Origin of the sequence: Arsenophonus sp. ENCA (assembly GCF_002287155.1) — a bacterium.
GTDB lineage: Bacteria > Pseudomonadota > Gammaproteobacteria > Enterobacterales > Enterobacteriaceae > Arsenophonus > Arsenophonus nilaparvatae.
The window spans coordinates 1-6,437 of sequence record NZ_NHNG01000386.1 but is presented as its reverse complement, the minus strand read 5'-3'; the positions used below and the strand labels follow the sequence as shown (position 1 = coordinate 6,437).

At 33.5% G+C, this 6,437-nt stretch carries 5 protein-coding genes and 2 pseudogenes; 3 read left to right on the top strand and 4 right to left on the bottom strand.

The annotated features are described in order from the left end of the window. Positions 1-495: 495 nt before the first annotated feature. The gene (locus CBG25_RS10105; RefSeq protein WP_290606434.1) at positions 496-705 is read right to left on the bottom strand and encodes a hypothetical protein; all 210 of its coding nucleotides are present in this window, start codon (positions 703-705) and stop codon (positions 496-498) included. Positions 706-1,098: 393 nt separating this feature from the next. Here CBG25_RS10105 and CBG25_RS10100 point away from each other — a divergent pair, with 393 nt between their 5' ends. Continuing rightward, positions 1,099-1,917 (top strand): nitrilase-related carbon-nitrogen hydrolase, encoded by an 819-nt coding sequence (locus CBG25_RS10100; protein ID WP_290606432.1) that lies wholly within the window; start codon positions 1,099-1,101, stop codon positions 1,915-1,917. A gap of 5 nt (positions 1,918-1,922) precedes the next feature. Here CBG25_RS10100 and CBG25_RS10095 read toward each other — a convergent pair whose 3' ends face one another. From CBG25_RS10095 to CBG25_RS10085, 3 genes are all read right to left on the bottom strand, one after another. Further along, positions 1,923-3,203, bottom strand: coding sequence for a cytosine permease (locus tag CBG25_RS10095; RefSeq protein WP_290606430.1), 1,281 nt, complete (start codon positions 3,201-3,203; stop codon positions 1,923-1,925). 32 nt (positions 3,204-3,235) lie between these two features. Further along, entirely contained in the window at positions 3,236-3,904 is a 669-nt protein-coding gene (locus CBG25_RS10090; RefSeq protein WP_290606428.1) for a PAS and helix-turn-helix domain-containing protein, read from the bottom strand. Positions 3,905-3,977: 73 nt separating this feature from the next. Next, positions 3,978-4,259, bottom strand: a complete 282-nt coding sequence (locus CBG25_RS10085; RefSeq protein ID WP_290606426.1) for a helix-turn-helix domain-containing protein — start codon at positions 4,257-4,259, stop codon at positions 3,978-3,980. 480 nt (positions 4,260-4,739) lie between these two features. Between CBG25_RS10085 and CBG25_RS10080 the strand changes: the two are divergent. Next, positions 4,740-5,471: pseudogene (locus tag CBG25_RS10080) on the top strand (solute carrier family 23 protein); the annotation flags it as partial. Between the two features lie 493 nt (positions 5,472-5,964). After that, positions 5,965-6,303: pseudogene (locus tag CBG25_RS10075) on the top strand (Bro-N domain-containing protein); the annotation flags it as partial. Positions 6,304-6,437 lie beyond the last annotated feature (134 nt).

The following is a 6,437-nucleotide window of genomic DNA, read 5'->3' as shown; positions in this document are numbered from 1 at the left end:
CATAAACGATTATCTCGTAACAGCCGCTCTTTGTTGATCATTTCAAACCTTTATTCTCTAAGTTAAACCTCTTTTTATTCTCAATAGCGTGACAAAAAATGCAAGTCTCTATTCAGCAACTAGTTTATACTCAATTTACCTATTATGCTAGAGTCTTTAATTATTTATTTAATCTTGTTATAAACAACATTTTATATTATGGGAGTAAAGAGTTAAATATTCTAATATGTTAATCTATTATTAGTGAAAGAATTGTGATTGATTAAGAATATTTATAAGATTTGTTATCTAAATAGATCATATAGTGGCTGGACATTGAACAATTAGCGGTAAAATAAGTGAGTGCTATTTTGGACGACAGAATTTTTTCGATTAGAATACTACTCATGGCAGTTTGATTGTTTTTGATAAGCGGTGTCGATATATTAACAATTACGCTGAACGTAATAAAATTAAAAGGAAAAATAACTAGATTGAGTTATATATCTAATCCGATTATTCTTTAATGATACTTATTTTTGTACCACTTTCACCCATTAATACTCCATTGCTGTCATCTACATCAAATTGGTAAATTAATCCCTTTTCGGTTAGTTTTATGTTGCGTAACTTTATTATTTTTAACACTTTTTCATTGTAAAACACAGCCATACCAGGCTTTAATCTTTGAAAAGTTGTTTTACGTTTTTGTTGTACATTAAACATAGTAACTTTCCTAAAATATTTTGTTTGAATATTAAATAAGCATTAAACTGATTAAGATTAATCATCTAAAATAATAGTAAAAATATCTTTATACTAATGTATTTAAAAAATTCATCCTAAAAATATTTTTTATAAATAAATTTATATAATATAGAATGAATTAACATAAATTTATCCCTTAATTATTTTAATGATAGACATTTAAATAAATTTCCCAAGTGTTGGCAAAAGCTTTTAACTAAATTTATAAAGCAACTATTTTAATATTTATTTCCAGATATTTCGTAATTATAAAACAGTGTATTATATTGGTAAATACCTAGGTTTTAGGTATTGCCGAAGATTGATATTATTAATATAATTAAGGATTTAATTATTTTATGGAAATAAATTTTGCTACAGATTGCGCTTGCTCAGATTGATACAATTTTGGGCGATAAGAAAAGTAATTTATTAAAAATAGAAAAATTATGTAAAAAAGCGGCATCGAATAATACGGATATTATCTGTTTCCCTGAATTAGCAACAACTGGTTATTCGCCAGAATTATTACGTACTGAACTATGGTCGCTGAGTGAATCGAATGGAGGCGAAACTGACCAATTATTAAGTAAACTCTCAACACAACTAAATCTAACCATTATATGTGGATTTATTGAACGTGGAGAGATTTTAGGTGAAATTTTTAATTCGGCAGCTGTTTGGACGCCAAATAATGAAAGTTGGATTGGAACATTTCAAAAAATTCATTTGGTTAACCATGAAAGAACTTGGTTTACTGCTGGGAAGAATATACCTATATTTGATACGCCAAAGTGCCGTATTGGTGTAATGATTTGTCACGATGCCGGTTTCCCTGAACTTGCTAGAATTCTAACCTTGAAAGGAGCAGATATGCTGTTTCTTCCCGCGGCCTGGCATAAAGAAAGTAAAGATATCTGGTCGATAAATTGTGCCAGTCGAGCGTTGGAAAATGGCATTCATTTAGCAGCTGTCAATCGATGGGGTAAAGAACAAGATCTAAATTTCTTTGGTGGCAGTCAATTAATAGGAGCACGCGGGCAGTTGTTAAAAGTAGCATCTTATAATGATGAAGATTTTGCTTTTTGCGAGGTTGACTTTAACTTACAAGCAAAAAGCAGATTAGAGATACCTTATTTGCGGGATAGACGGACAGATATTTATTCTATTGAATATTTATCTGAAAAATAGCTGCTTTAGTCTTTTTGCTGAAAAAAAGTGCACAGTATCCAATATGCGATACTGGCGCTTAATAAAGAATTCAATGATGGTATGCCAAAGTCGATTGTAGCGCCAACAAAGCTGCCTAATAAACAGGATATAATGGCATTCCATCCGATTAAAGGTATTGATGTTAAGCTTGGTAATTCACCCGTTTGCCTGGAAGCATCGAGTAATTTACGATTAGTGTGAATGATATAATAATCAATCAACATTACGCCAATAATAGGAGGGAAAAGAATACCGAGAAAAGTGAGAAAATCGACAAATTTTTCTAGTATACCCAAAACAGATAAAATCGTTCCTATACATCCCAAAGTTATTGTTAGCCAAACATAAGATAATTTTTTGCCAGTTAGTCCTTCAACAGCACTAGCAACCCCTAATGATGAAGAATAAAGGTTTAAGTCATTAATTTTTATAGCTGATAAAATAACCGTAAGAAGACCTATCCAGCCGGCTGTTTGTCCCATAATTGTCACTACGTCATGGGTGTCCAGCGCATGGGCAATTAATATTGCAATACCATTAACAATAAATTCACCAATAATAATTGATGTTAATGTCATCCAAAAGACATGCCTACTACTTTGACAATAGCGGCTAATATCTGGTGTAGTAAAGGCGCCGGTCACACATCCACCAACAACTGCTGTGATCGCAGCGCTTAGAGTCATTGCGATACCGGTAGGTGTAGTCGTGATTAGATTGATAATATTATGATCTTTTACTAATAAAAAGAAAATCCAGCCTACTACCAGAGTAAAAAGTGGCACAGAAATTTTTGCTGTCCAATTTAACGCCTTAACACCAAAAGCAACTAATGTTGTTAGTGTTAAGCCTGAAATGATGGCAGCCCAACTAAAACCGAACCAATTATTAGTAGAATAATTTAGGCTGTTAGCTAAAATTGAATTTTGTATACCAAACCAGCCGAGCAAACTAACAGCGATAATGATTCCGACCAACGCTGAACCTATACGCCCAAATCCGCACCAACGAGAAAGTAAACTAATTGATAATCCCTCTCTTGCACCGGCAATCCCCAAACCCAAACTTAATAATTCCAGTATTAAGGTACCGCATAATGTTGCTATCATTGCTTGCTCAAATGTCATGGCATGACCTAACATGGCGCCCAGCATAAATTGTGAAAGTGAGGTCATTTGTCCTATTCTGATTAATGTTACATTTAATAAACTCAATCTGGCACTAAGAGGCACCCTATAAAGTGAATATGAAGCATGATCAGACATATATTAATTCTCCTGTTGTTTTACTGTTTGATTTATTTAACAAATTTTATTTCATTTTTTAGAAATTTTTGCGGAACATATCTATCAAATCCCGTTGATTTACAGTATTCAATCAGCTGTCTTAAACAATGTACGTCCACTTTTTTATAAATATTCTTCAGATGGACTTCTACTGTTTGGATGGCAATATTTAAAAATTTTGCTATTTCTTTACTACTAAGTTTTTGATGAGCAAGAAAAACGATATCAAGTTCTCTATTGGAAAAAAGATCATTTGGAGGAGTGAATAAATATACTGAAGGATGGGATATGTTTATGCATAAGTTGGCTAATTCGCGTCCGTGATAAATTGTTCCTATAATTTCGCCAGATTCGCTATAGAACTGTCGTTTTTCAAAAAAGTAAGGTTTTAATTTTTTTTCTTTAAAATTAAATGAGGTCTGAATTACAGCCTCTTTTTTGTCATTAAAAATTACATTGTTATCATGTATTATCAAATCTGAGGATAATTCTGCAACAGGATGAGGTAATTGGCTATCAAGTATACCTTCTATGTTAAAATCGAGCTTTATCCCTAGATGACTAAAGTTATTAGCATAAACATATCTCGAGTTTAGATCTTTAATTCCCCAGGGATCTTTCTCATGTTTTAAAAATGAGTGCAAGCTACCTAACTCTTTGCTTGATATAGTTTTTCCCATTGAAGTAACCTTTTTATTATTTTAAAATGGCTAAACCTTTTTTATGAAAAAATGATATCTTTTGCTTTGATTTTTAAGTTTTTATTAAATTTAGTGGCGCAGCGCTAATTTTTTTTACAATAAGATTACGGCAGGACATATTTAAATAGTGATTTGGCCACATTTCAAACGGATGAATGCTAAATTGTTCAGTAATAATTTGTTTATTTTTTGAATATGATTGAATAGAGGTATTTGCTAATGTTTGTAAATTTATTTTAAATTTTGAGGAAATATCTGACGGGCCCGCACTGTTCTTTTGTAACTTATTACTAACGTTGATGAAACGCCAAATATGCATAAAACTAACAAACATTTTTGATCCCTCATTTTAAAGTGACAATTATCAGTTGGGTATAGATTTGCAGCAGGTAAAACCTCGTTTGTTAGAATTCCCTAATGTAAATATTACTTGAACCGAACCAAATTGTCTACACGAAACAACAGTTAATTAAAGAATTTATATTTAATTCTCGTATGTAATATCGTTAATAATAGATTTATCATATTTGTTGCACTAAAGAAAAACGCTGATAATTATTATTAGCGTTTTTTGGTAACAAAAGGTTTATTTTCTCAAAATAGGTTATTTTTAACACAGTACACGAGTTTCGCACAGGCATATAAAATTCTAAAAATGGCTTAAAAGCAATGATTAATCTGCAAGTTACTAAAAAACATAAATTTTCTTAAATTACAATAAGTTGTATTTGATTTATAAGGTTTTGACTATTTATATATCATGCTGAATTAAACTTAAAAATAGAGCGTTTTTTTATTGGTGCGAAACTCGTGACAGTATGGGATTAGCGGCATTTCCGGCGCCGTAATTATCGCCGGATTATTCACGCTGATATGCGCACCCTGGATATGCCATCTTGTGCGTTTTTTCCCTAAAGTTGTCATGGGTTCGATTGTGACATTGATTGGGCTTTCGCTAATGCCCGTTGCAGGCAATTGGATTATTAGTGGCAATAGCGGGAGCATTCTACCGCTTGTCATGGCAGCTCTGACACTTATTATTATTCTTCATATCTATCACTTTATGACAGGAATGATCAAAAATATTGCTGTGCTTCTTGGTTTAATAGGTGGTACAGTTATCTGGAGTTGCTTTCTGCCGCTTGATTTTCATTTCGTCAATTCAACACCCTGGATTAATTTTCCCCAAATTATGTGGCTAGCTAAGCCCGAATTTCACATTGTCCCGGTCGCACTGCTATCTATGGTTATGGTGGTCGTGATGATAGAAACCATGTCATCAATGATGATTATTGGCGATATGGTTGACAAAAAGGCCGATGCTACCACTTTACGTAACGGTCTCAACGCCTGTGGTATTGCAACTATGGTAGGAGGGCTGTTTAATCTTTTTCCCTATGCTGCGTTTGCTCAAAATGTTGGTCTGATTGGTCTTACTGGTGTGCGTAGCCGCTTCGTTGTCTCCGTTTCGGGAGTGCTTCTCATTCTAATGGGGATGTTTGCCAAAATGGCCGCATTGGTTGTAGCAATTCCTAAACCGATATTAGTTGGTTTAAAAAATAAAAAACTTATAAAATTAATAACTTATAAAAATATTGCTCATTTAATATACGCATTTGCACGCGAAAACAAGCGATTTCACTCACTATAAATCAATTACTTACGGCTTATAGTGAGTTCTCATTTTAGCTGAAATCTCAGTTTTAATTCACCCTTTTTTAAATCCCAAATAACCTTAGTCATTTGTTTAACTAAGAATATAAAATACCCATTGACGAAAGATTAAACCATGCGCTATAGTTTATTCGCATCTGATAAATCAGGTGTCGGGATTGACCTCTCGCTGTGATTATCGCGACACATACACGCCGCGAGCGTGTTTTTTAATGTCGTAATCTAGCTACATTTCAATGGTGGGCTGGATGGGGCAGCTGAAAAGCTGGCCGTCTGATAATCGCGGTAAGGTCAACCCTGTTCAGTTCACCACCCAAGATTGACCTCAACGGTGGTGGTAAATTCAGATTATCAACGGAGGTCATATGACACTTCCAACATTAACTATTACGCCATTTTATTTTGAAAACCATCAAGTACGCACAGTTGTTATCAATGGTGAACTTTGGTTCGTTGCTCAAGATGTCTGTACAACTCTACAAATTCAAAATGTCACTCAAGCGATTGAAAAATTAGATGATGATGAAAGGTCTATGTTTAACATAGGGCTTCTCCATAGAGAAATGTTCGATAATCGGGTACAGGAAATTAATATTATTTCTGAATCAGGTATGTACACCTTAGTACTCCGTTGCCGTGATGCAGTCAAACAAGGAACGCTCCCTCATCGTTTTCGTAAATGGGTAACAAATGCAGTTCTTCCCTCAATCCCACGAGTTTCGCAGTCTCTAAAAAAGAAGTATAAATTTAAAAACAAGAAAAAATCAGGATGTTCATATTTTGTCCGGTTATCCATGCATTAAAGATATCTATAAAATATTCTTGCAAGTAAGCAGTG

What these genes read in the sequence shown, in the direction of transcription:
- CBG25_RS10105 (WP_290606434.1), bottom strand. Translation starts at nt 705, where the DNA reads ATGTTTAATGTACAACAAAAACGTAAAACAACTTTTCAAAGATTAAAG.
- CBG25_RS10095 (WP_290606430.1), bottom strand. Translation starts at nt 3,203, where the DNA reads ATGTCTGATCATGCTTCATATTCACTTTATAGGGTGCCTCTTAGTGCC.
- CBG25_RS10090 (WP_290606428.1), bottom strand. Translation starts at nt 3,904, where the DNA reads ATGGGAAAAACTATATCAAGCAAAGAGTTAGGTAGCTTGCACTCATTT.
- CBG25_RS10085 (WP_290606426.1), bottom strand. Translation starts at nt 4,259, where the DNA reads ATGTTTGTTAGTTTTATGCATATTTGGCGTTTCATCAACGTTAGTAAT.